Source organism: Dictyoglomus sp., from assembly GCF_049968615.1.
GTDB classification, from domain to species: Bacteria; Dictyoglomota; Dictyoglomia; order Dictyoglomales; family Dictyoglomaceae; genus Dictyoglomus; species Dictyoglomus turgidum.
In genome coordinates this window covers 174,442-200,442 of the sequence record NZ_JBMFQK010000002.1, presented here as the reverse complement: position 1 = coordinate 200,442, position 26,001 = coordinate 174,442, and the positions used below count along the sequence as shown (strand labels likewise).

Sequence of the window (26,001 nt, the reverse complement as noted above, 5' to 3'; positions counted from 1 at the left end):
CAAGGAGAGGTTATAACTTATGAGAAGTAGTGACATAAGGAAAAAATTTATAGATTATTTTGTAAGTAAGGACCATCTACATTTGCCCAGTGCCTCATTAGTGCCATCCGATGATCCAACTCTTCTTTTTACCACTGCTGGAATGGTACCTTTTAAACCATATTTCTTAGGTCAGGGCATACCTCCCAAAAGGAGAATTACTACTGTTCAAAAATGTTTTCGAACCACTGATATAGAAAGGGTCGGTATAACTCCAAGACATCTTACATTTTTGGAGATGCTTGGAAATTTTTCCTTTGGAGACTATTTTAAGAGGGAGGCAATCGGTTTTGCATATGAATTTTTAACTAAAGAACTTGGAATTCCTATATCCAAATTATGGATTTCAGTTTACGAAGAAGATGATGAGGCTTATGATATTTGGAATAAAGAGATAGGAATTCCTAAGGAAAGAATTGTAAGATTAGGAAAAGAAGATAATTTCTGGGGTCCCCCAGGACCCACTGGACCTTGTGGTCCTTGTTCCGAGATTTATTATGATTTTGGACCTAAAAGTAAAGATGAAGAGGATTGTAAGCCTGGAGACCCCTGTGATAGATTTATGGAAATATGGAATTTAGTATTTATGGCATATTATATGGATGAAGAAGGAAAACTTTCTCCTCTTCCTCAGAAAAATATTGATACAGGTATGGGGCTTGAGCGAATCACCACAGTGGTGGAAGGGGTAAGTAATGTTTTTGAAACGGATCTATTTGTTCCTATTATTGAGGAAATCAGGAAGATTGTAAAGGATTCGGATTCTGTTACGGAAAGATTAATTTCTGATCACATTAGAGGAATTACGTTTTTAATGGGAGACGGTGTAGTACCGACCAACGAAGGCAGAGGTTATGTTTTAAGAAGACTTATAAGGAGGTCATTAAGGAGGGCATATAAACATGGTATAGTGAAACCTTTCTTATACAAGTTAGTCCCTATTGTGGTGGATATAATGAAAGATGCTTATCCTGATTTAATAGAAAAAAAAGATTATATTCAAAAAGTACTCATAAAGGAAGAGGATCAATTTTTAAGGACCTTAGAGCAAGGTCTGTCCCTCTTAGAAGACTACTTTAGAAAAGCTCCAAGTAAAACGGTAGGTGGGGAGTTTGCTTTTAAACTTTATGATACTTATGGTTTTCCTATTGAGTTAACAAAAGAGATAGCAGAGGAAGAAGGATTCGTCGTAGATGTAGACGGTTTTAACAAATATATGGAGGAGCAAAGAGAAAAAGCAAGAGCCTCTATGGAGGCGAAGCTTGAAGAAAGTTTTATTTCTCTTTCCGATGATGAGGTCTATCTTATGAGAACTCTCCCTAAATCTGAGTTTGTTGGATATGAAGTTTTGGAAAGTGAAAGTAAGGTACTCTTCTTCATTGGAGGAAAACATGGGAAAAAGATTTCCAATGGAGAAGAAGTGTACTTTTTAATGGATAAAACCCCCTTTTATCCCGAAGGAGGAGGTCAAGTCTCTGATACAGGTAAGGTTTATAATTCGGAAGTTGAAGTAATGGTTTTGGAGGTCAAAAGATTAGGAGAAGATTTCATTATTCATAGAGGAAAGGTTTTAAAAGGAGAGTTTGAAGAAGGCCAAATAGTTAGGGCAGAAGTTGATAAGGAGAAAAGATATCACACTATGAGACATCATACCGCAACTCATCTTCTCCATGCAGCACTAAGGGAATATTTAGGTACCCATGTTATGCAGTCGGGATCCTTAGTGTCTCCCGAATTTTTAAGATTTGATTTTACCCATCATTCTCCCCTAACCTATGAAGATTTAAAGATAATAGAAAGAAAAGTAAATGAAAATATTTTAGCAAACCATAAGGTAGAGAAATTCTGGACTAATTTAGAAGAAGCAAAAAGGATGGGAGCTATTGCTCTGTTTACGGAAAAATACCAAAAAAATGTGAGAATTATTAAAATTAATAATGTAAGTATGGAACTTTGTGGTGGTACTCATGTGGATTGTACTGGAGAAATAGGAAGTTTTTACATAGTGAAAGAAGAAGGAATAGGAAGTGGGATAAGGAGAATTTTTGCTGTCTGTGGGTTAAAGGCTTGGGAGTTTCAAAAGAGAAGAGAAGAAATTCTAAATAAAATCTCTTTCGTACTTAAGTCTTCTCCCGATGAGATTTATGTGAAACTGGAAAAGTTAATTGATGAAATGAAAGAAAAAGAAAAGAAGATAAAAGATCTTGAAGAAAGAATAATTGAGAAAGAGTTGGAAGTTTTGGCTAATAAGATTGAAAATTGGGGTGAGTTTTCCTTTATTTGTACTTATGTAGATATGGAGAATGAAGCCATAAAAAAGCTTGGCGATCACTTAAAGAGTAAAAATGATAATCTAATTATGGTTTTCTTTAAGCCCTCAGATAATAAGCTTTTAGGAACAATTATGGTGAGCAAAAAAGTAAATTTGAAGGGAATAACTGCTAAAAAGATTGTGGAAATAATTGGAGAAAGATTTAATGGTAAAGGAGGAGGAAAGGATACCTTAGCCCAGATTAGTTTACCTAAGACTGATATAGAGGACATAAAGAGAGCCTTAAAAGAGACACTTTTGAAATGAGAGTCCTTGCTATTGATTGGGGAGAAAAATATATAGGGCTTGCTATATCGGATCCTTTAAGGATAATTGCTCAGGGATTAGATGTTTGGGAAATTAAAGATGAAGAAGATTTTGTAAATAGATTAAAAAAGTTGATAGAGGAATACAATGTTAGTGAAATAGTCTTAGGATATCCTATAAGTCTGAGAGGACATGAAAATGAGAAGACAAAAAAAATAGAGTATGTTGCAGAGAGAATAAAAACTGTCGTAAATCTGCCTATAAAATTTGTGGATGAAAGATTTACTACTATGGAGGCTGAAAGAGTTCTTTTAGAGGGTGACATAAAAAGAAGAGATCGAAAACTTTTGAAAAATAAACAGGCAGCAGTAATAATTTTACAGAAGTATCTTGATTCTTTATCTCTTGACACAAAAATATAAATAAGATTATAATTCTCTAAGGCATGGGCGCGTAGCTCAGTGGGAGAGCACTATCTTGACGCGGTAGGGGTCGGTGGTTCAATCCCACCCGCGCCCACCATAAATTAAGGGCAAAGAAGAGGAGAGTAGCCTTTTTCTTGACTTCCAGAGAGGAAAGCCTAAGGCTGAGAGGCTTTCTAAGTCGAGAAAAGGTGAACACCACCTTGGAGCTCCATGCTGAAATTCCTAAGTGGAAGAGTAAGCATTGGCGGTTGATCCCGTTATAGATCAAGAGAAAGTCCCTTTGGGGACTTATTAAGGTGGAACCGCGGGAACTCCCGTCCTTTACTGGGCGGGAGTTTTTTTATTTTTTTAAAATATCAGCTAAGGGAGGAGATAAAAAATGGGTTGGAAGATGCAATATAAAGATAAAGTATGGGAAAAAGAAGGAAACCTTTTGGAAGTGATCAAAAAGGAGGGACTTGAAGGTAGAGTTTTTGGGGCTAAAATTAATGGGGTTTTTTCGGATTTAAATGTCTATCCTCCAGATGGGAGTTTAGTAGAACTCCTTGATTGGGAGAATGAAGAAGGAAGAAACATATATAGGCATACATCTGCCCACATTCTTGCGCATGCTGTAAAAGAGTTATTTCCTGAGGTAAAACTTGGAATTGGTCCTGCAATTGAGGATGGGTTTTACTATGATTTTTACAGAAAGGAACCTTTTTCTCAAGAAGATCTTGAAAAGATTGAAAATAAAATGAAGGAGATAATAAATCGCAATTTACCTATTGAAAGAATTGAAGTTACCAGGGAAGAGGCTATAAAGATTCTAAGGGATTTGAAAGAGGATTTTAAATTAGAACTTCTTGAAGAGATACCAGAGGGAGAAAAAATATCCTTTTATAAACAAGGTAGTTTTATGGATCTTTGTAGAGGACCTCATTTACCATCCACAAGTTGGGTAAAAGCTTTTAAACTGTTAAGTGTTTCTGGTGCTTATTGGAGAGGTGATGAGAAAAATCCTATGTTTCAAAGAATATATGGAACCTCTTTTCCCTCAGAAGAGGAGTTAAAAAAATATTTAGAGGAAAGAGAGGAGGCTCAAAGAAGAGATCACAGAAAATTAGGGAGGGAACTTGAGATATTTAACACTTTTGAAGAGGCAGGTCCAGGATTGATATTTTATCCTCCTAAAGGGGCTATGTTAAGACTTATAATTGAGGAGTTTGAAAGAAAAGAGCATTTAAAAAGAGGCTATCTTCCAGTAATAACTCCTCATTTAATGCAGGCAGAGTTATGGAAAAGATCTGGACATTGGGATAATTACCGAGAGAACATGTTTTTCTTACAGGTGGAGGATAAGGATTATGCGGTAAAGCCTATGAATTGTCCTGGGCATATTTTGATTTACAATTCCAAGGTGAGAAGCTATAGAGATTTACCATTAAGATTTTTTGAGATGGGTACGGTTTATAGGTATGAAAGATCAGGAGTACTTTATGGTCTTGAAAGAGCTAGAGGTTTTACTCAAGATGATGCTCATATATTTTGTACTCAAGAGCAGTTAGAAGATGAAATAAAGGGGGTTTTAGATTTTGTATTCTATATGTTAGATAGTTTTGGTTTAAAAGAGTATGTGGTAACCCTCTCTACGAAACCTGAAAAGTATATAGGCTCAGATGAGATTTGGGAAAAAGCGACTCAAGCTTTAAAGAATGCTTTAGAAAGTACTGGTATTGAATATAGAATTGCCGAAGGAGAAGGTGCTTTTTATGGTCCAAAGATTGATGTAGGATTAAAAGGACTTCTTGGGAAGATGTGGCAAGGACCTACTATACAGGTAGATTTTAATTTACCTGAGAGGTTTGATCTCACATATGATGCCCCTGATGGAACAAAAAGAAGGCCTGTTATGATTCATAGAGCTATACTTGGGTCTTATGAAAGATTTATAGGTATTCTTGTTGAGCATTATGGCGGAAGATTTCCTTTATGGCTTGCTCCAGAGCAAGTAAGGATACTTCCTATATCTGAGAGACATAATGAATATGCCGAATATGTATTACGTAATCTAAGAAATAATGATATAAGGGCAGAAATTGATAAAGATCAGGCTAAGTTGAATTACAAATTAAGAAAAGCTATAGCTGAAAAAGTACCATACATATTTATTGTGGGGGATAAAGAAAAGGAGGAAAATAAGGTAAGTGTAAGGGTGCATAATAAGGACTTGGGAATGTTTGACCTAGCTTATGTGGTAACCAAACTTCTTGAAGAGATAAGAAGCAAAAAAGTATTTAGCGGGGGTTTTGACTAATGATAAAGATATTGTTAACTTTTTGGTTTTTCCTTCTTGGAAGTGCTGTGGGAAGTTTTCTTAATGTAGTGATATATAGGCTTCCTCGAAGAGAGTCTATAGTTTTTCCTCCTTCTCATTGTCCCTTTTGTGGACATAAGTTGTCTGCAAAAGATCTTATTCCTATATTAAGCTATATTCTCCTTAAAGGTAAGTGTAGGTACTGTGGAGCAAAGATTTCGTCAAGATATCCCATAGTAGAATTTCTTACTGCTATTTTTTATGCATTAGTATTCTGGCTATATGGGTTTTCTTTTTCTACTTTAAAACTTCTTATTTTGTTTTCTATGCTTCTTCCTGTTTTTTTCATTGATCTTGAACATATGTTAATACCTGATGTGATTACTATTCCTGGAACAGGAGTAGGATTAATTATTTCTTTGTTTGAAGGAAGGTTAGCTCAAGGTATTTTAGGAAGTTTAATTTTTGGTGGAATTCTCTTACTGATTTATGTGATAGCCTTGTTGATATTAAAAGAGGAAGGTATGGGACAAGGTGACATAAAACTCGGTTTTATGCTGGGAAGTTTTCTTGGAATAAAATTATCCCTTCTTTCTTTATTTCTGAGTTATTTTATAGGTGGTTTATTCTCTCTACTGATAATATTGATAAAAGGTAAAGATTTAAAAACAGCCATTCCCTTTGGTCCCTTCCTAATAATTGGAGCATTAATATCACTATTCTTTGGTAAAACATTAATTAACCTATATCTTTCTCTTTTTTAAATGTATAATGTATAATAGAGGCTTTACTCTAATTGAGTTGCTTCTGACTTTTGTAATTTTGGGTATTATTGCAACTATTACTTTGAATTTTAGCCTTGCCATAATTGATGAGAGAAAAATGCTACAAAAGTCTTATGAGATAATGCAATGTCTTGTTGAGGTCAGGGATGGTGCTTTTACAAAAGAGGAAGATTATCCTGATTTAGTTTGTTTTTACCCATTCTCTGATTTAATTTTAGTAAAAACTTTTGATAGAGTTAAAAACATGTATAAAGTTATAAAAAAAATTGATTTATCACAGGAAAATATAGATTTAACATCGGCAGTTTTTGGTACTAACAATTATGTTTACTTTAACAAGTTAGGCATTCCTTCTTCTGGAGGAACTATTGCAATTTCATATAAAAGTGTGAGAAAATACATTATAGTAACTCCTGCAACAGGGAGGATATATGTAAGTAATGAAATGCCAAAAAGTTGGGACTGAAAGGGGCTTTAGTTTATTAGAGGCTCTTGTAGTGGGTGTATTACTTTTAATAAGTATCATAGGCATACTTCAAATGTATTCTGTTACTTTTTATAATGCACCTAAGGTAGATAATTTAATGATGGCGAATTATATATTAACAAAGGAAGTGGAAATAGTTTTAGCCCAAACATATACCACATTGGATAATTTTCTTTCATCTAATTATCCTAAAATTGTAAACTATGGAAATGTAAATTATACTATAACGTATACTTTATTAGACAATATTAACTGGGGAAAATATATTAGAATAATCAACTCTTGGAGGGAAGGAAAAGAAAATAAAAATTTGAGTATTGAGTTATTTAAGGCGAAATTATGAGAAAAGGTTATACCTTAGTTGAGCTTTTAATAAGTATTTCTATAGTGCTAATAGTAATAGCATTGGTAGTTAATTTTCTTATTACTGGTTCTTTAGGATATCAGTTTATCAATAAAAAAGTTCAATATCAGAGAAATGCAAGGCTTGTGGCTGAAAGAATGATAAGAGAAGTAAAAAAAGCTTCTCTAATTGATAGTGCTTCGGATGGAAGTAATTTGATTTTTAGTTACACCTATTATGACTTTTCAACAAACCCTATAAGTTCAACTTTGTCTACAGTTAAATATTATGTAGATTCTAATGGGATTTTAAGAAGACAGGTAAAACAGGGGAGTTTATGGGTAGGTAATAACCCTTTGACGGAAAGCGATTTTAAAATTTTGACTCCCATTTTTTATTATTATAATTCAGCAAGACGATTGGTATCTCCCCAAAATGCAGAATTAATTGAAATAGTTTTAAAATTTGATGGGGATAAGAACAATATACCAGACTATACTTTGACCTTTAATATTTTCTTACCAGTAAGGAGTGTCTATTATGTTAAATAAAGAGAAGGGACAATTAATTTTTGCTGTGCTGATTGTCCTTTTTGTGTTTTTACTTGGGATGATTATTATACAACTTATGCCCTCCGAATACGCCATAACTAAAAGAACAGTAGAGAGTAATCAAGCTTTCTATCTTGCCCAATCAGGGCTTCAGCAAGCTATATATTTTATCAATAATAATCCTGATTTAGCTTTCCTTGAGTTGTCTTTAAGAAAATCAGGTCAGAGTAATCTTTTATCTTATACTTTAACATATACTTATGGAGGTAATAAAAAGGAAAATATAAATTTAAATAGTATATCCTTAGGTGAATATTCTGTTAATGTAACCTATTCTCTTTCTAATATGTCCTCAGGAGGTATTATTGTTAGTTTTCCCATATATAAGATTGTAAGTATCGGATATATTCCTTCAATTGCTAATCCAAGGGTTGTAAGAAGTATAGAGGTATATGGAAATAATACAGATATCTCTTTAGACCCTTTTAAATTTGCGGTTTATGCAGGGAAATCTGTTAGTTTTTCTGGAAAATCTGCAGTAATTGAAGGTGAAAGACTCCCTGATGGTTCTTTTGATACTGCTATATATTCCAATGGTCCTGTGGATTTAATAAACCCTCCTTTGATTAATGGTACTTATTCTCCAATTCTTGGAAAAGATGTTATAGCTAATGACAGTACTCTAACTATGCCTGTTTTAAATGATAGTTATCTTAAAAGTATTTCTCAGTCTCAAGGATTATATAGGTCTGGCAATAACATAGACATAGGTGATATTGTAAGTTATGCCAAATCTAATCCCAACTGGTATAATTCAGCTACAAAAACGTGGCTTACCTGGTCTCTTGTAATATATATAGAAGGCTCTGCTAAAATGGCAGGAAATGTGGAATTTCAAGGGATGGTTATAGTAAAAGGTAATGTTAAGATTACGGGAACAGGAAATAAGATAAGAGGCATTTTATATGCAGCTGAAGTAGACACTGCAGTTCAAGATTTATCTATTTATGGTGATCCCATAATTGAGGGAACCAGTATAGGTGAGGACGTAAGTATAGGAGGAAACAGTACTGTAAGACATAATAAACAATATATTGAAAACATATTTAAAACTCATGGTATAACGAACATTGTAAAAGCTGTAAAAACTAAGTTAAAAATTCTTGCTTGGCAAGAAAGATAGAGTATTGTATTTTTCTTAAGTTTGTATTAAAATAAAATCCAATCAGGGAGAGGTTGAAAGAAAGGAAAAATGGGGATGAGTTTATTTTCTTCTGAGGTTCCAATTCTAAGTATTGAATTTGGTAATCCGTTAAGGGTCATTTTTGGGGGGAAGAGGAAAGATAAGAAGGTTGTAATTAAAAATTTTGCAGTAGAAACTCTTCCACCAGAAATTATTCAAGGTGGTCAATTAAACAATTCAGATTATCTTTTAGAAGTGCTCAAGAGTATTTTAAAGAGGTTTAAATTAAAATCGGGAAAAACTTTAATATCCATACCAGCCCAAAATGTAATTGTGAGGTTCTTTAATTTTCCTTACATGCCTGAAGAAGAACTTAGGGAGTCAATAAAGTGGGAGCTTGAAAGATATGTTCCTCTTTCACCTGAGGATATAAATTATGATATACAGGTTGTATCTTTGGTAGAGAGAGGAGATATAAAAGAAAGTAGAGTGATGCTTGTGGCGGTTCCTAAGGAAGTTTTAAGTCCTTATCTTGATGTGGTTAAAAAACTGAATCTTGATCCTGATTTAGTAGATGTTAGTGTTTTTTCAGCGGTGAGAACAGTGATTATGAATAGAAAAGACATTCCTAAGGGAAATACTATATACCTCTATACTCATGATAATGTGGCAGAATTTGTGGTGGCAAAAGAGAATCAGCCTTTATTTTTCAGAAGCACTGTTATGGAGGAATGGAATCCACAAGAAGAAGTAGATGATTTGACCAAGTCTTTTATGCTTGAGGATTTTGTTAGAAAGATACAGGAGGCGGTAAATTTCTTCTATATGCAATTTCCTGAAGAACACATAGATCAAGCCATAGTTACAGGGAGTAATGCTAAAAATAAGGACTTTATAGATCTTTTAGAGGCAATTCTCAATGTTAATACTGAAGTTTCTCCAGGTTCTTCGGTTAATATAAATGATTTATTAGTGTTGAATTTAAAAAAGCAGGATAAAGAGTTTTTAGGTGATATTTACTCCTGGGTTGTTCCCATCGGATTATTCTTCTGGGAGAGGTTATGAACCATGTTTAGGATCAATTTACTGCCAAAAGAGGTTAAGAAAAAAGAGCCTATAAGATTACCTTTTCTGGGCATATTAATTACAGTAGTAGGTTTAATTCTACTTCTTGGAGAAGTTATACTCTATTTTAATCTTTCTTCAGAGGTTGCTAATTTGAGAAATGAAAATACGTCCTTGGAGTTTCAAATTAATGATCTTAAATCTAAGATCAATGAGCTTCAAAGGTTGCAGAGTATAAAGACCCAGTATGAGGAAAAGTTGAGGCTTGTAGATGAGATATCCAAAAGAGAAATATCTTGGCTTGATCTTTTTGAAACTTTGAATAGGATAACTCCTAAAAATTTATGGGTTAAGAGCTTTAATTTAGATTCCTCTGATAATATTAATATTGAAGGCTTCGCACTAAATTATAAAGAGATCGCTATATTTTTGGATCAACTTGATAAGAGTGATCTTGTGAAAAATGTTTCTTTGGGTTTTGCTCAAAAAGTAGGAGAACCACCTTTGGTTTCTATAAATTTTAGAATTGTGGCTCAATATAAGAGGGATGAGCAATGAAGATAAGTATAAACAAATGGGTTATAATTGGTATTATAATCTTTATAATCGCAATTGGTTTCTATTTTGTTTTCTACAAGGCTTTAGAGAATGAAAAAGTGGCTCTTACAGAGAGCATTGAAACTAACAGACAAATGCTTTTAAAATACCAACTTAGTTATAAGAAAAGTTTAGAGGAGTGGGAGAAATTTAAAGATTCTCTCCAAAGATTTGCCGAAATTCAACAAAAACTTCCTACTAAAGAAGATTTGCCAACTCTTTTAGCTTTTATTGAATCCATAGCTAAGAATTCTAAGCTCTCTATTAATAGCTTTAAACCATTACCTCCTGCGACTAAACAGGAAACTACAACTCAACAACAGGGAAAACAACCTCAACAAGAGCAAAAATCAACTTATGAGGAGAGATCTTATAGTCTTGATCTTCAGGGAAATTATGGTGGGTTTCTATTATTCTTGGCAAAATTAAAAACTGCACCGAGATTGATTCTTATGAAAGATCTAAAGATAGATCCTGTGGATGTAAGTGCAAAAGAGTTGAAATTTTCTTTTATTCTTTCAACTTTTATAACTAAATAGGTGGGAAAGAAAAATGGATTTAAAAAGTTTGTTTAATAATCCAAAACAAAGAATGATGTTTTTAGTTATTCTTCTTGTTTTAGTTGGTCTTATTGGAGGATATTACGTCATCACCAATTATATATTACCACCATCGGAAGAAACTGTGGTGACAACTCCTAAGCGAGTGAGAACTACTCAGGAAACTTATACTTTAGCTCAAGTGCTTGAGACATTAACCCAACAAACTGCAGTAGTATTTACTTATTCAACAGTAGAGCTCGGTAGGAGTAATCCATTTATTCCTGTTATTGATCTTACTCCTAAAAAACCCTCGCTGGTTCAATCTTCACCAGCTGCCTCCAGCAGTGTTAATATTTCTGTGACTCCTAAGGTGTCTTCAGAACCAATTAAAACATGGTACAGTGGTTTTAAGTTAACGGGAATTGTAAGGGGGAGAGATCGAAGTTATGCTATTATTGAAGAGGGAGAGAGAGGATATGTATTGAGGGAAGGAGATCTTTTAAGAAGTGACATTTATGTTTCTAAAATTAATGATAATTCGGTGATTTTAAAGAGGGGTAATGCTTACGCCACATTAAAATTGGGAGGTGAATGATTTGATATTTAAAAAGGGAAAGGACTTGGTTTTTTATTGTGTTATTTTAGTTTTTCTTTTTACACTATTATATGCTCAAACAGGAAATCTTAGCTTAGTAGGAGTACAAGTAGATGAAGTAGGTGCAAGTTTCAACATTGGATTTTATTTTTCTCCTGCAAGTTCGGCTCCTAAATTTGATATACAACAGAAAGACAATAAATTAGTTATTACTTTTTTTAATACAAATATTAAGATGCCCTCTAAATCTATAGATATAAATAAGGCTTTTCTTACTAATATTGAACTTGTTCAAAGTGGGAGTAATGCCGTTGCCAATATAAATTTCGTAGGTATTATACCTACTTATGTCTATAATTCAGGGTTAGGAACTTTAAAATTGGTATTAAATCCTTCAACATCCACCGTTTCAGCCATATCCTCTACTGAACCGAGCACTAAAACAGCCGAAGTAAATCTATTAAGTGTAAATATTGATAAAAATTATAGGCCAAATTTAATTATTTTGAATTTTTCTGATAATGTGCCTGAATATAAAGTATCTTTGCTTAAAAATCCTTTAAGACTTGTCATTGATGTTAATAACACAATAAATAAAGCGGCAACAAAAAGTATTTCTGTAAATTCAAGTCCAATTCTTGATGTCAGAGTCTCTCAGTTTACTATTAAACCTTATGTTACAAGAATAGTAGTAGACTTAAAAACATCCTATCCTCAATTGTTAGTTAAAGATTATCAAAATAAATTATACATTGGGACTTCTGAGGTATTGGCGAAAGTAGTGCCTGCTTCTCAAAAGGTAGTAGCAGAAATACCTAAAACCGAAGAGGCGCCAAAGGTAACAGAGGTTAAAACTACTACCATGGAAGAAAAACCTATAGAGAAGCCCCAGGAGACAGTAAGTAAACCCGTAGAGGTAAAGGATAAATTTCAACAGAGGATATCAGTCTCTTTTGATAGGGCAGAGATAAGGGATGTATTAAAAGCAATGGGACAACTTGTAGGATTGAATATTATTACCGATATAGGAGTACAGGGAAGGATAAGTGTTTACCTTAAAGATATTCCTTTTAAAGATGCTTTTTATGCCTTACTCGCTTCCTCAGATTTAGGGTATATTCAGCAAGGTGAGATAATCATTGTAGCTAATCTTGATAAGCTACAAAAAATAGAAAGTAGAGATTTGATGACAAAAGTTTATCAATTGAAGTATTTTGAAAGTCAAAAAGCGAAAGACATTTTAAGTAAAATCTCTAAGACTGCGATCTTTGATTCTGACGATTCAAGAAATTGGCTTATAGTTTCTGCCCCACCGTCAGAATTTGCAAAAATAGAGAATACAATTAAAACCTTGGATATCCCGTCAGAAAGTATAGCAGGAGCTAAAAATTTAGGAAAAGTTATATTAGAAAAAAGTGAAGATACCTATCTTGTGACTTTAACTGCAAAGGGCGACGATATAAAAGATATTCTTCAAGAAATAGTTCAAAAGTCCGGTAAGAATATTATCTTTTCAAAAGATGTCTCGGGAGGGGTTTATTTAACCCTTAACAGAGTTCCTCTTGATAGGGCTGTCGATTTGATAGTAAGGAGTGCTGGATATATTTATGAGGTTAGAGAGGGAGGAGTAATATTGGTGAGTGCTCCTAAGGCTGAGGGAGTTCCTTCACCTATAATTGAGATTAAAGAGCTTGTTAAGGTTGAAAAAATTGGGGATGTATTTTATGTTACTGCAAGTCTTAAGAAGTCAGATATTAGAGATGTTTTGCAGGAAATTGCAAGTAAAACAGATTTGAATTTTATTATAGATCCTAAGGTTTCTGGTACAGTAGATCTGTTTGTTAATAAAGTACCTCTTGATGAGGTTTTGACCATAATTCAGAGACTTGCTAATTTTGATATGGAAAAAGTTGGCAAGACTTATTATATAAAACCTAAGGAAGTACAGACAGCAACAGTTCCTCAAATAATAAGTACTAAGTTATATGTGTTGAGATATATAACTCTCCAAGATATTTTGAGGGTAGGAGGGAGTTTAGTAAAGAACTTAAGTTTGAGCTATGATGATAAGACTAAGCTGCTAATTGCGCAAGGTAAGGAAGATGACTTGAAGGTATTGGATGACCTAATAAGTAGGATAGATGTAGAGAAGAAGGAAGCGGTAGTTGCGAAGGAGCTGCTTACAGTAGAGAGGGAAGGGGATAAGGTATATGTGAGTTGTGATTTAAGGAGTGCAGATATAAGGGAAGTATTGAGGGAACTTGGGAAGAAGGCAGATATAAACTTTGTAATAGATCAGAAGGTGACAGGGCAGATTGATCTCTATCTAAATAGGGTGGAACTTCCTGAGGTATTGAACATAATTCAAAGGGTAGGGAAGTTAAGCATAACTACTGAAGATAAAGTGACTTATGTGAAGCCATATGAAGAGAAGGTAACAGTACCTGTAGAGGTAGCAAAGACCAAGATATATGCATTAAAATACATTACCTTATCTGATATAGAGAGGGTAGGAGGGAGTTTAGTAAAGAACTTAAGTTTGAGCTATGATGATAAGACTAAGCTGCTAATTGCGCAAGGTAAGGAAGATGACTTGAAGGTATTGGATGACCTAATAAGTAGGATAGATGTAGAGAAGAAGGAAGCGGTAGTTGCGAAGGAGCTGCTTACAGTAGAGAGGGAAGGGGATAAGGTATATGTGAGTTGTGATTTAAGGAGTGCAGATATAAGGGAAGTATTGAGGGAACTTGGGAAGAAGGCAGATATAAACTTTGTAATAGATCAGAAGGTGACAGGGCAGATTGATCTCTATCTAAATAGGGTGGAACTTCCTGAGACTCTTGAGATATTAAGTAGAATCACTAATATTTCCTTTGAGAAAGTTGGTTCCGCAACCTTTGTCAAACCCTTAAATACAACTGTAACTACAGCAAAAGAGGGCACTCCTACTGTTACAAAAGAATACAAGCTAAAGTATATATCCTTGGATACTTTAAAATCTGTAGTATCAGGAATAGCAAAGGATGTAAGCTTCTATTATGATCAAACCTCAGGTCTTTTGTTGGTACAAGGGCCAGCAGATCAAGTTTCCTCTGTAGAAAGTATGATAGCGAAGCTTGATAAGCCTACTCCTCAAGTAAAAATTGATGTACAGGTAATTGAAGTATCAAGAGAAAATGTTAAGGATATTGGTATAGAGTGGAGTACAGGTAGTATTTCTACTGGATTACAAATTACAGCTAACCTGGGGTGGCAGGATCTCAGGGTAAGTATTGTGAATCCAGGACAAATTAGTGCTAACATTAGGGCATTAGAAACTCAAAATAAAGCTAGAATACTTGCTCAACCCAGTATGACTACTTTAAGTGGTAAGGCTACAAGGATCATGATTGGTGATAGAGTTCCATTAATCTCCTATGATGCTCAAGGTAATAGACAAGTAAGTTTTGTGGATGTAGGTATCATCTTAAATGTCACTCCTACAGTAAATGCTGATGGAACCATAACAGCTAATATAAATCCTCAGGTTAGTACAATTCAAGGCTATGTAAGTGATGTGCCTATAATTTCTACTCGTGAGGCTCAGACAATTGTCAATCTCAAAAATGGTGAAACTCTTGCTCTTGGAGGTTTGTTGAGACAAGAGGAAATAGATAGTATGTCAAAAGTACCACTTCTTGGAGATATACCTATACTAGGAGAACTGTTTAAGGCAAGAAAGACTCAGAAAGTGGAAAGAGAGCTTATTATACTAATTACACCAAAACTTATTGAGCAATAAGAGCTATGATAGAGAAAATCCAGGAGAGATTAAAGAAAGAAGATATAGATGCTATATGGATAAGCAATATAATAAATATTAGATATCTCACTGGTTTTACTGGATCTACAGCAGATTTGCTTGTTCTCAAGGAGGGGGGGTATATATTAGTAGACTCAAGATACTGGGAACAAGTAAATCACGAAGTTAGAAAAGTCAAACCAATATTAGTAGATGGAGACCTTAACTTATTTACTTTTCTGAAGGAATTGGAGAATAAAGATGGTTTAAAAAAAATTGGATTTGAAAGCTCAAATGTGGTTTATAGTACTTGGGTAAAATTAAGGGAGCTCCTTCAAAATATTGAATTAATTCCTTTAAGCCATTGGGTTGAAGAATTACGTATGGTTAAAACAGAAGATGAGATAGAAAAAATAAAGAAAGCATTAATGATAGCAGAACAAGCTTTTGAAAAGATACTACCTTTAATAAAGGTGGGAATAACGGAAAAAGATATTGCTATTGAGTTGGAATATCAAATGGCTAAATTAGGAAGTGAGAGACCTGCTTTTGATACTATAGTGGCTTCAGGTGAAAGAGGGGCTTTACCACATGGAAAAGCGAGTAATAAAAAGCTTATGGGTAATGAATTTATAGTTTTTGATTTTGGGGCAGTTTATGAAGGCTATCATTCTGATATTACTCGTACTATTTACTTTGGTAATCCTGGTGAAGAAGAAATTTTAATTTACAATATAGTTTTAGAAGCTCAAAAGAAAGCAGAAGAGGTTATTGAAGAGGGTATTCAATGTAATTTTGTAGATAAGGTTGCTCGTGATATAATTCAGGAGAATGGTTTTGGAAATTATTTTGGACATGGTTTGGGTCATGGTGTTGGACTTGAGATTCATGAGTTGCCAAGAGTCTCTCCGAAGAGTGAAACGGTTCTTAAAAAAGGAATGGTTATTACGGTGGAACCAGGAATTTATATACCTGGAAAATTTGGTATAAGGGTGGAGGATATGGTAGTAGTAGATAGCCATTGCTCAAAAATATTAAATAAACTTACTAACGATTTAATAATTATTTAAAGTAAAGGAGGTAAAAAGATAGATGATTTCTGTAAATGATTTTTATCCTGGATTAACTATTGAATTAGAAGGAGAAATATATATAGTTCTTGAATATCAACATGTTCATATGGCTCAAGGACAAGCAACGGTTAGAGTGAAGCTTAAAAATCTAAAAACAGGCAACGTAATAAGGAAAACTTTTAAATCTGATGAATATGTCCCTCAAGCTTTCATCAATAAGAGAGAGGCAGAATACTTATATAAACAGGGTGATGAATATTATTTCATTGATAATGAGAGTTTCGAGCAATATATTCTTACAGAAGAGCAATTAGGAGATGCCATAAAATATTTAAAAGAAGGGAATACAGTTAGTGTGTTATTTTACGAAGGAAATCCTATTGGAATCGAATTACCAACTACTGTGGTTTTAGAAGTTGTGGAAACAGATCCAGGTTTGAGAGGAGATACAGTCTCGGGCGGATCTAAACCTGCAAAACTTGAAACGGGTCTTGTAATTCAAGTTCCTTTATTCATACAGATAGGCGATAAGGTTGTTGTAGATACCAGATATGCTAAATATGTGGAGAGGGCATAGTAATATGAGAGAATGGAATTTAGAAGATTTAAAAGAGATTATAAATCTGTTCTCAAAGAGTAACCTATCAGAGTTAATAATAGAAAATGGGGAAAATAAATTAATATTGAAAAGAGGAGATAATGTAGTAAATATAATTTCAGATCAAGAAATCAAAAAAGAGCAAGAAACAAAGGGAATCTCTACCAGAGAGGAAGAAGGAGTATATATTACAGCTCCTCTTGTAGGAGTCTTTTATAGGTCTCCAGCTCCTGGAGCGCCTCCTTTTGTAGAAGAAGGAGATCTTGTTGAACCAGGACAGACAGTATGTATAATAGAAGCAATGAAATTAATGAATGAGATTAAGAGTCATGTAAGGGGAAGAGTAAAAAAGGTATTGGTAGAAAATGGTCAAGCAGTAGAATTTGGGCAAAAACTATTTTTAATAGAAACCGAAAGCAATGTTTAAGAAAATACTTATTGCTAATCGTGGCGAAATTGCGGTAAGAGTAATAAGAGCTTGCAGAGAATTGGGAATAAAAACAGTTGCGATCTATTCTGAAGCAGATAAAGAATCTCTTCATGTATATATGGCTGATGAAGCAATATGTATTGGCCCCCCACCAGCATCTCAAAGTTATTTAAATATACCTAATATAATAAGTGCAGCTTTGGTGACTAATGCAGAAGCTATACATCCTGGATATGGGTTTTTAGCAGAATCTGCAAGATTTGCTGAGATATGTCAGGATCATGGTATAGTTTTTATAGGACCTAAAAAAGAAGTAATAGAAAGCTTAGGAGACAAAGCCAGAGCCAAAAAGCTAATGAAGGAAGCAGGAGTTCCTCTACTCCCTGGATCTGAGGGGCTAATTGAAGATGAAAAACAAGCTTTAAAGGTTGCAAAAGAAATAGGCTTTCCTGTTTTAATCAAGGCTACCGCAGGCGGCGGCGGGAAAGGAATGAGAGTATCCTATAGTCCTGAAGAGCTTGTGAAAAATATTCGACTTGCTAAAATGGAGGCAGAGAAGAACTTTGGAAATCCTGGAGTTTACATAGAGAAATTTATTGAAGAGCCAAGACATGTAGAGATTCAGATTTTAGGAGATCAGTATGGAAATATTATCTCTTTGGGCGAAAGAGACTGTACAATTCAAAGAAGATATCAAAAACTAATTGAAGAATCTCCGTCTCCTGTGGTCAATAATAGAATAAGAGAAGCTATGAGTAGAGCTGCTATAAGGGGAGCCTATAAAGTGGGTTATGTGGGACCTGGAACTTTTGAGTTTTTATTAGACAAGGATGGAAAGTTCTACTTTATGGAAGTGAATACCAGAATTCAAGTAGAGCATACTGTTACTGAGATGGTGACTGGTATTGATCTTGTAAAATGGCAGATTTTGATTGCTGCTGGAGAAAAGCTTGATTTGAAGGATGTAACCTTAAGAGGGCATGCTATCGAGTGTAGAATTAATGCAGAAGATCCCGATAATAATTTCTCACCTTCCATAGGAAAAATTGAAAAATATATACCACCGGGTGGTCCTTTTGTGAGGATAGATACTCATATTTATGAAGGGTATGAGATGGTACCCTTTTATGATTCTTTACTTGCTAAGGTTATCACATGGGGTAAGGATAGAGAAGAGGCTATAATAAGAATGAGACGAGCCTTGAATGAGTTTATTGTGAGAGGACTTAAAACTACTATACCACTTCATCTTAAGATTTTAGAAAACAGCTCTTTTATTAAAGGTGATTATTCTACTAATTTCCTTGCAAGGAGGATTTTAGTTGAAGATTAAATTTGATAAAATAGTATAGGTGAATATTATGAAAGAAGAATTATCTTATGGTTCTGTTAATATCTCAAAGGAAGTAATTGCAATTATTGCAGGGATAGCAGCTCAAGAAATTGAGGGAGTTGCTCAAGTTGGGGAAAGTATAGCGTCTTTTGTAAAACTTGTTTCGGGAATACCTATAGGTAGGGGATTAAAAGTAGAATTGATAGACAAAGACGTTTATATAAGGATTCCTGTCTATGTTAAACAAAATGTATTTTTTCCTGACGTAGCAAGAGATATTCAAACTCATGTTAAGGAAGTTGTTGAAAGTATGACAGGACTTAATGTTCGTGAAGTTAATGTCATAATTAAAGGGGTAATTTTAGGTAAAAAGCGTGAGGAGGAAAAGGTTAAATGAGAATAAATAAGTCTGAAAGAATAACAACTTTTTTACTTCTCTTTATTTCTGCTTTAATATATGTCATTCTTATCCTTGCCTTATTAAAATGGTCTCCTGCTTTGAGCTTTTTAGGTTGGGCATCTCATCAAGGATTTCTTTTTGTCTTAATTTTCTTAATTGTTTTATTTGTTGTGTCTTTCAGCATGAGCTTTTTCTATCTTTTATTTAGAGAAAAAACCACTATTAGTTTGGGGAATACCTCAGGGCTTGGAGAGATAAGTATATCTCTAAATGGTATTAAAAATGCTATAAGAGAGATTGCTGCATATTTTTCTGAGATTCAGGAAATTAGACCCGAGATAGAAAATCTAAGGGGAAAGATTATATTAACTTTGAGAATAAAAGTTCCCTCTGGTAGTGATATAACAAGAGTGGTGAATGAGTTGCAGCATAGGGTGAAGGTTTATTTTGAAAATGTCTTAACTTTAAATCTTGAAAATATTAATATAATTATTGAAGATGTAGTGCCTGCAAAGAAGGGTAAATAGGATGAATTTCAAAATTCCAAACTTAAGAGAGTATAGATATAGAATAATCTTTTCTTTTGTATTTCTGATTATTGGAATTTTGATTCTTTTAATTGGATTTTGGAAGACTCTTTTTCTTGTTTTCTGTTTTTTAGTTGGGTATTTGGTAGGACTGGCAATTGATAAGAACTTTATTTTAGAGGTTATTGAGAAGATAAAAGAAATATTTTATATAGGAAGGGAATAAGGAATGAGTAAGGAAAGAACAAGGTGTCGTGAAAAAGTTTTAGAATTTCTTTTTCAAAAAGACTTGGGACAGGAGATTGAAGTAGATTTCAGTGATTTTTCTCCTCAGGGGCAGGTTTTTGCATATAAGTTGTACGATGGTGCTCTTTACTATAAAGATTTGGCTGATGAAATAATTAGTAAATTCAGTAAAAATTGGAAGCTTGAGAGAATTGGAACCATTGAAAAGAACATTTTGAGAATGGCAATTGCGGAGATGTTTACTTTTTCTGACATTCCTCAGGGAGTAACTGTGAATGAGGCGGTGGAACTTGCTAAAAAATATGTGAGTCCAGAAGCAGGAAGATTTATAAATGGCATTTTGAGAAACATTGTTAGAAATTGGGATGAGGTAAAAAAATTAAAAGAGGGTTTTGTGGATGTTACTTCAGAAAATTGAGTCTCCAAAGGATCTTAAAAAACTCTCTATAGGGGAATTAAAAAAGCTTTCCTCTGAAATAAGAGAAATTATTATAAATACTGTAGAAAATAATGGTGGACATTTAGCATCCAATTTGGGTACAGTAGAACTAACCTTAGCACTTCATTATGTCTTTGATGCTCCTAAGGATAAAATTATATGGGATGTAGGACATCAAGCCTATACTCATAAATTAATAACAGGAAGAGCAAAAGATTTTCATACTCTACGTCAATATGGAGGAATTAGTGGATACATTGCTCCTTGGGAAAGTGAATATGACCATTTTGCTGTGGGGCATGCGGGCACATCTCTTTCTGCTGCTTTGGGTTTTGCAAAGGCAAGAGATTTAAAGGGAGAAAAATATAAAGTTGTGGCTGTAATAGGAGATGGAGCATTGACATCAGGTATGGCATTAGAGGCGTTGAACCAAATTGGTTATTTAAATACTGATCTTATTGTGATTTTAAATGATAATGAGCATTCTATATCTCCTAATGTGGGGGCTATGGCTTTATATTTAGCAAAGCTTCGTAAACATCCCCTATATAGATTTTTTAAACAGACGACTCAAAATTTATTAAAAAATTCATCCATAGGAAAAGGTTTATTGGCTTTTGATTTAAAGTTAGAGAGGAGCTTAAAAAGTTTGCTTCTTGAGAATCCTATGTTTGAATATTTAGGATTTAAATATTTTGGTCCCTTTGATGGACATGATATTCCTTTACTCATCTCAGTTTTTAAGGGAATAAAGGATAATTTGTCTTGTCCTGTGTTGATCCATGTTACCACTAAGAAGGGTATTGGACATAAAGATGCAGAGGCAACTCCATCTAAATTTCATAGTATGGGCTCGAAATCTGAAAAAGAGAAAAAGGTACCAACTTATACGGAAGTGTTTGGTAAAACTTTAGTAGAGCTTGGAGGAATGTATCCTGAGGTTGTGGCAATAACAGCTGCTATGCCTGAAGGGACAGGACTCTCTTATTTTGCACAAAGGTTTCCTGAAAGGTTTTTTGATGTAGGAATTGCAGAACAACACGCAGTAACTTTTGCAGCAGGTCTTGCAAAAAACGGCTTAAAACCTGTAGTTGCTATATATTCAACTTTCCTACAAAGATCTTTTGATCAAATAATACACGATGTATGTCTACAAAAGTTACCTATAACATTTGTTTTGGATAGGGCAGGTATAGTAAGCGATGATGGTCCCACTCATCAGGGGATTTTTGATCTCTCATATTTGCGTTTAATTCCTAATATGGTTATCGCTGCTCCAAAAGATGAATCAGAACTTAGAGATCTCTTGTATACTGCAATCAATTATCCCGGACCCTTTGCTATAAGGTATCCCAAAGGTAAAGGAGTAGGAGTTGAATTAAAAAATAGATTTGAAAAAATTGAAATTGGAAAAAGTGAAATAGTGAAACAAGGAAGGGATGTATTGATTCTTGCTATTGGTTCAATGGTTTATCCTGCTGTTGAAGCTGGGAATATTTTGAGATCAGAAGGTATTTATCCTACGGTAGTTAATGTTAGATTTCTAAAGCCCTTAGACATATTAACTTTAGAGGAGCTAATTTTATCTCATAATACTATAATAACTGTTGAAGAAAATGTGATTACAGGAGGACTTTTTGGGGCTATAGCAGAACTAATTAACATCTTAAAAATTAATAAAAAAGTTATTCCTATTGGACTTCCTGATAAATTTATTGAGCAAGGAAATGTACAACTCTTAAGAGACATATATGGCCTTAATGAATACAAAATAGCTGAAAAAATCATAAGTGTTTTGGAAGATATTAAGGTGTAAGGCTTGAAGGAAAAGGAAAGATTAGATGTATTATTAGTAAAAAGGGGCTTTTTTGAGAGTAGGGAAAAGGCGAGAGCTGCTGTTATAGCTGGCATAGTGAAAGTAAATGGTAACGTTGTAATTAAACCTGATTTAAAAATTCCTATCGACTCTCTGATTGAAATAAAAGAAAATATACCCTATGTTAGTAAGGGCGGTTTTAAATTAAAGAAAGCAATTGATACTTTTGAAGTTGATGTCAAAGGAAAGATTGCAGTAGATATAGGAGCAAGCACGGGGGGATTTACGGATTGTCTTCTTCAAGAGGGAGCTTTAAGGGTATATGCTGTCGATGTAGGAAAAGGACAACTTCATGAGAAATTGAGAAGAGATTCAAGAGTAATATTGAAAGAAGGGATAAATGCGAGGTATTTGAAAGAAGGCGATATTCCAGAAAAGGTAGATATTGTGACTATTGATGTTTCTTTCATATCTGTTTTAAAGATATTTCCATCTATAAAAAGTTTTTTGCATGGTGAAAGTATAATTATACCCCTAATAAAACCTCAATTTGAAGCCTCTCCTAAGGAAGTAAGCAGAGGAGGAATAGTAAAAAATATTGACGTACATATAAAAATATTAGAGAATATTAAAGAAACTTTAAAAGAGCAAGGTTTTTACATGCAAAAATTAACTTATTATTTGAGCAAAGAAGGTAAAGGAAATATTGAGTACCCCTCATTATTTACTTTAAAACCAGAGCGAGAAATAGAAGAAGTTGAGATAGAAAAAGTAGTTCAGGAGGCATTTTCAAATTGGAAATTAAGCTCCAAAAAATAGGAGTTTTTTATAATCCCAAAAAAAGAGAGGCAAAAAAGGGAATAGATATATTAAAGGATTGGGCTGGAAGAAGAGGAATAGAGGTTATTCCAGAGGGGTCTAATGTGGATCTTGGAGTAGCAATTGGAGGAGATGGAACTGTTCTTTATACTCTTCAAAAGCTTTCCATATATAACATACCTGTAGTCGGTATTAATACAGGAAGACTCGGATTCTTGACTACTGTGGAGTTTAAGGATATTGATGTACTTCTTGATTCCATAGAAAAGGGGAATTTTTTTATTGAAAAGCATCCAGTGATAAAGCTTACTATTGATCAAAATGTATTCTATGCATTCAATGAGGTGGTTTTTTTAAAATCAGAAAATACCCCTCTAATTTCTATAAATTTTATCTTTAACAATGGTTCCATATTAACTCCCCCGGCGGATGGAGTAATTGTAGCCACTTCAGCAGGATCTACCGCTTATGCTCTTTCGGCTGGTGGTGCAATTATTTTCCCTGAGTTAGAAGTTACAGAGGTGATTCCTATATGTGCTCATTCTTTATCTTCAAGGCCGTTGGTTTTAGATCTGAATAATATTAATATACAAGTAAAATTTCAGAGGAAGTCAACCCAAGTTGAGATATGGATTGATGGTAAGGAAATTGATATTGTAAGTAATAAGAATGAAATTACCATTAGTAAAGCAGATTTTTATGGAAGATTAATTTTCCTGCCTGGATGGGATTTTGTAAATAGACTTAAAAAGAAACTACATTGGAGGTAGAGAAGAATGTTATTAGCGTTAAGAGTAAAAGATTTTGCAATCATAGATGAGATTACCTTGGATTTTCATGATGGTCTGAATGTTATAACGGGTGAGACAGGTGCTGGAAAATCTCTTTTGGTAGATGCTCTTGCTTTTCTTTTAGGAGAGAGAGCCTCGACGGATATTATTAGGTCAGGAAGTAATAGGAGTGTAGTTGAAGCCATGTTTACCATGAATGAAGAGGTAGAAAGATTACTTGATGAATGGGAAATTCCAAAAGAAAAAGATGGTACTCTTTTAGTTTCTAGAGAGCTAAATAAGAGTGGAAGAAGCAAATGTAGAGTTAATGGTGAACTTGTTACAGTAGGAATGTTGGAAAGACTTCTTTCAAATATTGTTGAAATTCATGGACAACATGAACATCAGAAAATACTTCATAGGGATTTTCAACTTGAGGTTTTTGATAGGCTTGGTGGAGAAGAATTATTAGATCAAAAGAATAAGGTGAAGGAGTTGTTTCTGAAGCTGAGAAATCTCTATTCTGAAAGGGACGAGATATATGGTAAGGAAAAAGAAAGACAACAAAGGATTGATCTTTTATCTTTTCAGATAGAGGAAATTGAGAAAGCAAATTTAAGAATAGGTGAAGAAGAAGAATTATTAGAGGAAAGACAGAAATTGCAAAATTACGAAAAAGTAAGAGTAGGCATAGAAGAAGCTATTAAGTTTTTATATGAAAATCCAGATGGGATGTCAGCTTTTGAACAATTAGGAGAAGGTTTAGATATTATTAGATCTCTTTCCTCTATGGATGAAAATGTGGGAAATATTGTTAGTCTACTTGAAAATGCAAAGGTTTACCTTGGAGAAGCGGTGGACAATCTCATTAGATATAAAGATAGTATGAGTTTTGATCCATCCACAATTGAGGAAATTGAAGAGAGACTATATCGAATCTCACAACTCAAGAGAAAATATGGGAAAAATATTGAGGAGATATTGAATTATAAAGAAAAAGCAAAAGAAGAACTTGATATGCTCTCTAATATGGAGGCGCGATTGGAAAATATTGAGGCTGAAATAAGTGCTGTTGAAGAGAAACTTCTCTATGAAAGCGAAAAACTCTCTGAGATGAGAAGGAATATGGTAGAAGATTTTGTTAAGAGAGTGGAAGAAGAGCTTTCCGAGCTTGGAATGGAACATGCAAAATTTGCTGTTGAATTTATGGAGCCGTCTTCGGGATTGAATATAAATGGAGTAAAAATAAGTGAAAAAGGTAGGGAAGTGATAGAGTTTATGTTGTCTTCCAATCCTGGAGAGTTATTTAAGCCATTAAGGCATGTAGCATCTGGAGGAGAATTATCCAGGGTCATGTTGGCTTTGAAGACTATTTTGAATGAGGTGGATAACACTCCTGTGCTTGTTTTTGATGAAATTGATGCTGGAATAGGGGGAGAGACTGCTTATCTTCTTGCACAAAAGTTGTGGAATATATCAAAAAAGAGACAAATTTTCTGTGTGACCCATCTGCCTCAGATAGCTGCTTGGGCAGATTATCATTTCCATGTAGAAAAAAAGGTAGTGAATGATCAGACTCGAATTAGAGTTTCCATGCTTGAGGATAAATCAAGAATTATTGAACTTTCAAGGATGCTTGGCGGAAGTATAGTTTCTGATGTTAGTCAACAGCATGCAAAGGAATTATTAGTTAAAGCATCAGAACTTAAGAGTAGAGGAGCTTTAAATGATAGAGGAGGTGAAAATTGAATTGGAAGAAAAAATAATAGAAGAGAGTGAAAAATATAAAGGAAGGATAATTACAGTTAAGGAGTACAGAGTTGTACTTATAAACGGGAAAGAGACTAAGAGAGAAGTAGTGCATCATCCTGGAGCTGTGGCAATTTTGCCAATTTTAGAAGATGGATCTTTATTTTTTGTGAAGCAATATCGCTTACCAGCAAAAAAAATTCTTCTTGAGATTCCGGCTGGAAAATTAGATCAAGGAGAAAATCCTGAGGAATGTGCTTATCGGGAATTGGAAGAGGAGATAGGTTATGTTCCTGGAAATTTAAGGCTTATTCATACCTTTTATCCATCTCCAGGAATAAGCAATGAGATTTTATATCTTTTTGAGGCAACCAACTTAAGAAAAACAAAGAATAACCCTGACGAAGACGAGTTTTTAGAGGTTATAACTTTAAATAAAGAAGAGGTTAAAAGGTATCTTTTTGAAAATAGGTTTGAAGACTCTAAAACCTTAATTGGAGTTTATTATTATTTATACTCAAGGGGGAGTTAAAT

At 34.0% G+C, this 26,001-nt stretch carries 26 protein-coding genes, 1 tRNA gene and 1 other annotated feature; all 27 genes read left to right on the top strand.

Annotation, left to right across the window (positions count from 1 at the left end; genetic code table 11):
- The first annotated feature begins 19 nt into the window (after window positions 1-19).
- On the top strand, window positions 20-2,617 hold the full coding sequence (gene alaS, locus ACP5QL_RS03190) for an alanine--tRNA ligase (RefSeq protein ID WP_428125362.1): 2,598 nt from the start codon (window positions 20-22) through the stop codon (window positions 2,615-2,617).
- Window positions 2,614-3,039: a Holliday junction resolvase RuvX gene (ruvX, locus tag ACP5QL_RS03185; protein ID WP_273333438.1), complete on the top strand. Its 426-nt coding sequence runs from the start codon at window positions 2,614-2,616 to the stop codon at window positions 3,037-3,039. Before alaS ends, ruvX begins: the two co-directional genes overlap by 4 nt.
- 25 nt (window positions 3,040-3,064) lie before the next feature.
- Window positions 3,065-3,139 (top strand) — tRNA-Val (locus tag ACP5QL_RS03180).
- Between the two features lie 4 nt (window positions 3,140-3,143).
- Window positions 3,144-3,367, top strand: a binding site (T-box leader).
- Window positions 3,368-3,421: 54 nt separating this feature from the next.
- Entirely contained in the window at window positions 3,422-5,338 is a 1,917-nt protein-coding gene (gene thrS / locus ACP5QL_RS03175) for a threonine--tRNA ligase (RefSeq protein WP_272994913.1), read from the top strand.
- Window positions 5,338-6,102: a prepilin peptidase gene (locus tag ACP5QL_RS03170; RefSeq protein WP_272994915.1), complete on the top strand. Its 765-nt coding sequence runs from the start codon at window positions 5,338-5,340 to the stop codon at window positions 6,100-6,102. Before thrS ends, ACP5QL_RS03170 begins: the two co-directional genes overlap by 1 nt.
- A 7-nt stretch (window positions 6,103-6,109) precedes the next feature.
- On the top strand, window positions 6,110-6,589 hold the full coding sequence (locus tag ACP5QL_RS03165) for a type II secretion system protein (RefSeq protein ID WP_272994917.1): 480 nt from the start codon (window positions 6,110-6,112) through the stop codon (window positions 6,587-6,589).
- Window positions 6,564-6,953: a hypothetical protein gene (locus ACP5QL_RS03160; protein ID WP_012583391.1), complete on the top strand. Its 390-nt coding sequence runs from the start codon at window positions 6,564-6,566 to the stop codon at window positions 6,951-6,953. Before ACP5QL_RS03165 ends, ACP5QL_RS03160 begins: the two co-directional genes overlap by 26 nt.
- The gene (locus tag ACP5QL_RS03155) at window positions 6,950-7,504 is read left to right on the top strand and encodes a prepilin-type N-terminal cleavage/methylation domain-containing protein (protein ID WP_012583392.1); all 555 of its coding nucleotides are present in this window, start codon (window positions 6,950-6,952) and stop codon (window positions 7,502-7,504) included. Before ACP5QL_RS03160 ends, ACP5QL_RS03155 begins: the two co-directional genes overlap by 4 nt.
- Complete coding sequence (locus tag ACP5QL_RS03150) at window positions 7,494-8,687, top strand: hypothetical protein (protein WP_428125350.1); 1,194 nt, start codon at window positions 7,494-7,496, stop codon at window positions 8,685-8,687. The genes ACP5QL_RS03155 and ACP5QL_RS03150 overlap by 11 nt, the downstream gene beginning before the upstream one ends.
- A 75-nt stretch (window positions 8,688-8,762) precedes the next feature.
- On the top strand, window positions 8,763-9,752 hold the full coding sequence (gene pilM / locus ACP5QL_RS03145) for a type IV pilus biogenesis protein PilM (protein WP_272994920.1): 990 nt from the start codon (window positions 8,763-8,765) through the stop codon (window positions 9,750-9,752).
- A 3-nt stretch (window positions 9,753-9,755) separates the two neighbouring features.
- On the top strand, window positions 9,756-10,310 hold the full coding sequence (locus tag ACP5QL_RS03140; RefSeq protein ID WP_428125347.1) for a PilN domain-containing protein: 555 nt from the start codon (window positions 9,756-9,758) through the stop codon (window positions 10,308-10,310).
- A complete protein-coding gene (locus tag ACP5QL_RS03135) occupies window positions 10,307-10,888 on the top strand; it encodes a type 4a pilus biogenesis protein PilO (RefSeq protein ID WP_012583396.1) in 582 nt (193 codons plus the stop codon). The genes ACP5QL_RS03140 and ACP5QL_RS03135 overlap by 4 nt, the downstream gene beginning before the upstream one ends.
- A gap of 13 nt (window positions 10,889-10,901) precedes the next feature.
- Window positions 10,902-11,486: a hypothetical protein gene (locus tag ACP5QL_RS03130; RefSeq protein WP_012583397.1), complete on the top strand. Its 585-nt coding sequence runs from the start codon at window positions 10,902-10,904 to the stop codon at window positions 11,484-11,486.
- A 1-nt stretch (window position 11,487) separates the two neighbouring features.
- Window positions 11,488-15,267 carry a secretin N-terminal domain-containing protein gene (locus ACP5QL_RS03125; protein WP_428125344.1) on the top strand — a complete coding sequence of 1,260 codons (3,780 nt, stop codon included), beginning with the start codon at window positions 11,488-11,490 and terminating at the stop codon, window positions 15,265-15,267.
- Window positions 15,268-15,272: 5 nt separating this feature from the next.
- Window positions 15,273-16,337, top strand: a complete 1,065-nt coding sequence (locus tag ACP5QL_RS03120; protein ID WP_012583399.1) for a M24 family metallopeptidase — start codon at window positions 15,273-15,275, stop codon at window positions 16,335-16,337.
- Between the two features lie 22 nt (window positions 16,338-16,359).
- A complete protein-coding gene (gene efp, locus ACP5QL_RS03115; protein ID WP_012583400.1) occupies window positions 16,360-16,917 on the top strand; it encodes an elongation factor P in 558 nt (185 codons plus the stop codon).
- Window positions 16,918-16,921: 4 nt separating this feature from the next.
- Window positions 16,922-17,365 (top strand): acetyl-CoA carboxylase biotin carboxyl carrier protein, encoded by a 444-nt coding sequence (gene accB / locus ACP5QL_RS03110; protein WP_012583401.1) that lies wholly within the window; start codon window positions 16,922-16,924, stop codon window positions 17,363-17,365.
- Window positions 17,358-18,701: an acetyl-CoA carboxylase biotin carboxylase subunit gene (gene accC / locus ACP5QL_RS03105; RefSeq protein WP_273333449.1), complete on the top strand. Its 1,344-nt coding sequence runs from the start codon at window positions 17,358-17,360 to the stop codon at window positions 18,699-18,701. The genes accB and accC overlap by 8 nt, the downstream gene beginning before the upstream one ends.
- A gap of 28 nt (window positions 18,702-18,729) precedes the next feature.
- Complete coding sequence (locus ACP5QL_RS03100; RefSeq protein WP_428125340.1) at window positions 18,730-19,098, top strand: Asp23/Gls24 family envelope stress response protein; 369 nt, start codon at window positions 18,730-18,732, stop codon at window positions 19,096-19,098.
- Window positions 19,095-19,628, top strand: a complete 534-nt coding sequence (locus tag ACP5QL_RS03095; RefSeq protein ID WP_012583404.1) for an alkaline shock response membrane anchor protein AmaP — start codon at window positions 19,095-19,097, stop codon at window positions 19,626-19,628. Before ACP5QL_RS03100 ends, ACP5QL_RS03095 begins: the two co-directional genes overlap by 4 nt.
- Before the next feature lies 1 nt (window position 19,629).
- Entirely contained in the window at window positions 19,630-19,854 is a 225-nt protein-coding gene (locus ACP5QL_RS03090) for a DUF2273 domain-containing protein (protein ID WP_012583405.1), read from the top strand.
- A gap of 3 nt (window positions 19,855-19,857) precedes the next feature.
- Window positions 19,858-20,292 carry a transcription antitermination factor NusB gene (gene nusB / locus ACP5QL_RS03085; RefSeq protein ID WP_012583406.1) on the top strand — a complete coding sequence of 145 codons (435 nt, stop codon included), beginning with the start codon at window positions 19,858-19,860 and terminating at the stop codon, window positions 20,290-20,292.
- Window positions 20,273-22,129 carry a 1-deoxy-D-xylulose-5-phosphate synthase gene (gene dxs / locus ACP5QL_RS03080; protein ID WP_428125337.1) on the top strand — a complete coding sequence of 619 codons (1,857 nt, stop codon included), beginning with the start codon at window positions 20,273-20,275 and terminating at the stop codon, window positions 22,127-22,129. Before nusB ends, dxs begins: the two co-directional genes overlap by 20 nt.
- 3 nt (window positions 22,130-22,132) lie before the next feature.
- The gene (locus ACP5QL_RS03075; protein ID WP_012583408.1) at window positions 22,133-22,948 is read left to right on the top strand and encodes a TlyA family rRNA (cytidine-2'-O)-methyltransferase; all 816 of its coding nucleotides are present in this window, start codon (window positions 22,133-22,135) and stop codon (window positions 22,946-22,948) included.
- The gene (locus tag ACP5QL_RS03070) at window positions 22,924-23,718 is read left to right on the top strand and encodes an NAD(+)/NADH kinase (protein ID WP_272994927.1); all 795 of its coding nucleotides are present in this window, start codon (window positions 22,924-22,926) and stop codon (window positions 23,716-23,718) included. Before ACP5QL_RS03075 ends, ACP5QL_RS03070 begins: the two co-directional genes overlap by 25 nt.
- 6 nt (window positions 23,719-23,724) lie before the next feature.
- Window positions 23,725-25,467 (top strand): DNA repair protein RecN, encoded by a 1,743-nt coding sequence (gene recN / locus ACP5QL_RS03065; protein ID WP_428125333.1) that lies wholly within the window; start codon window positions 23,725-23,727, stop codon window positions 25,465-25,467.
- A gap of 1 nt (window position 25,468) precedes the next feature.
- Complete coding sequence (locus ACP5QL_RS03060) at window positions 25,469-25,999, top strand: NUDIX hydrolase (protein WP_164931010.1); 531 nt, start codon at window positions 25,469-25,471, stop codon at window positions 25,997-25,999.
- The last annotated feature ends 2 nt before the right edge of the window (window positions 26,000-26,001 follow it).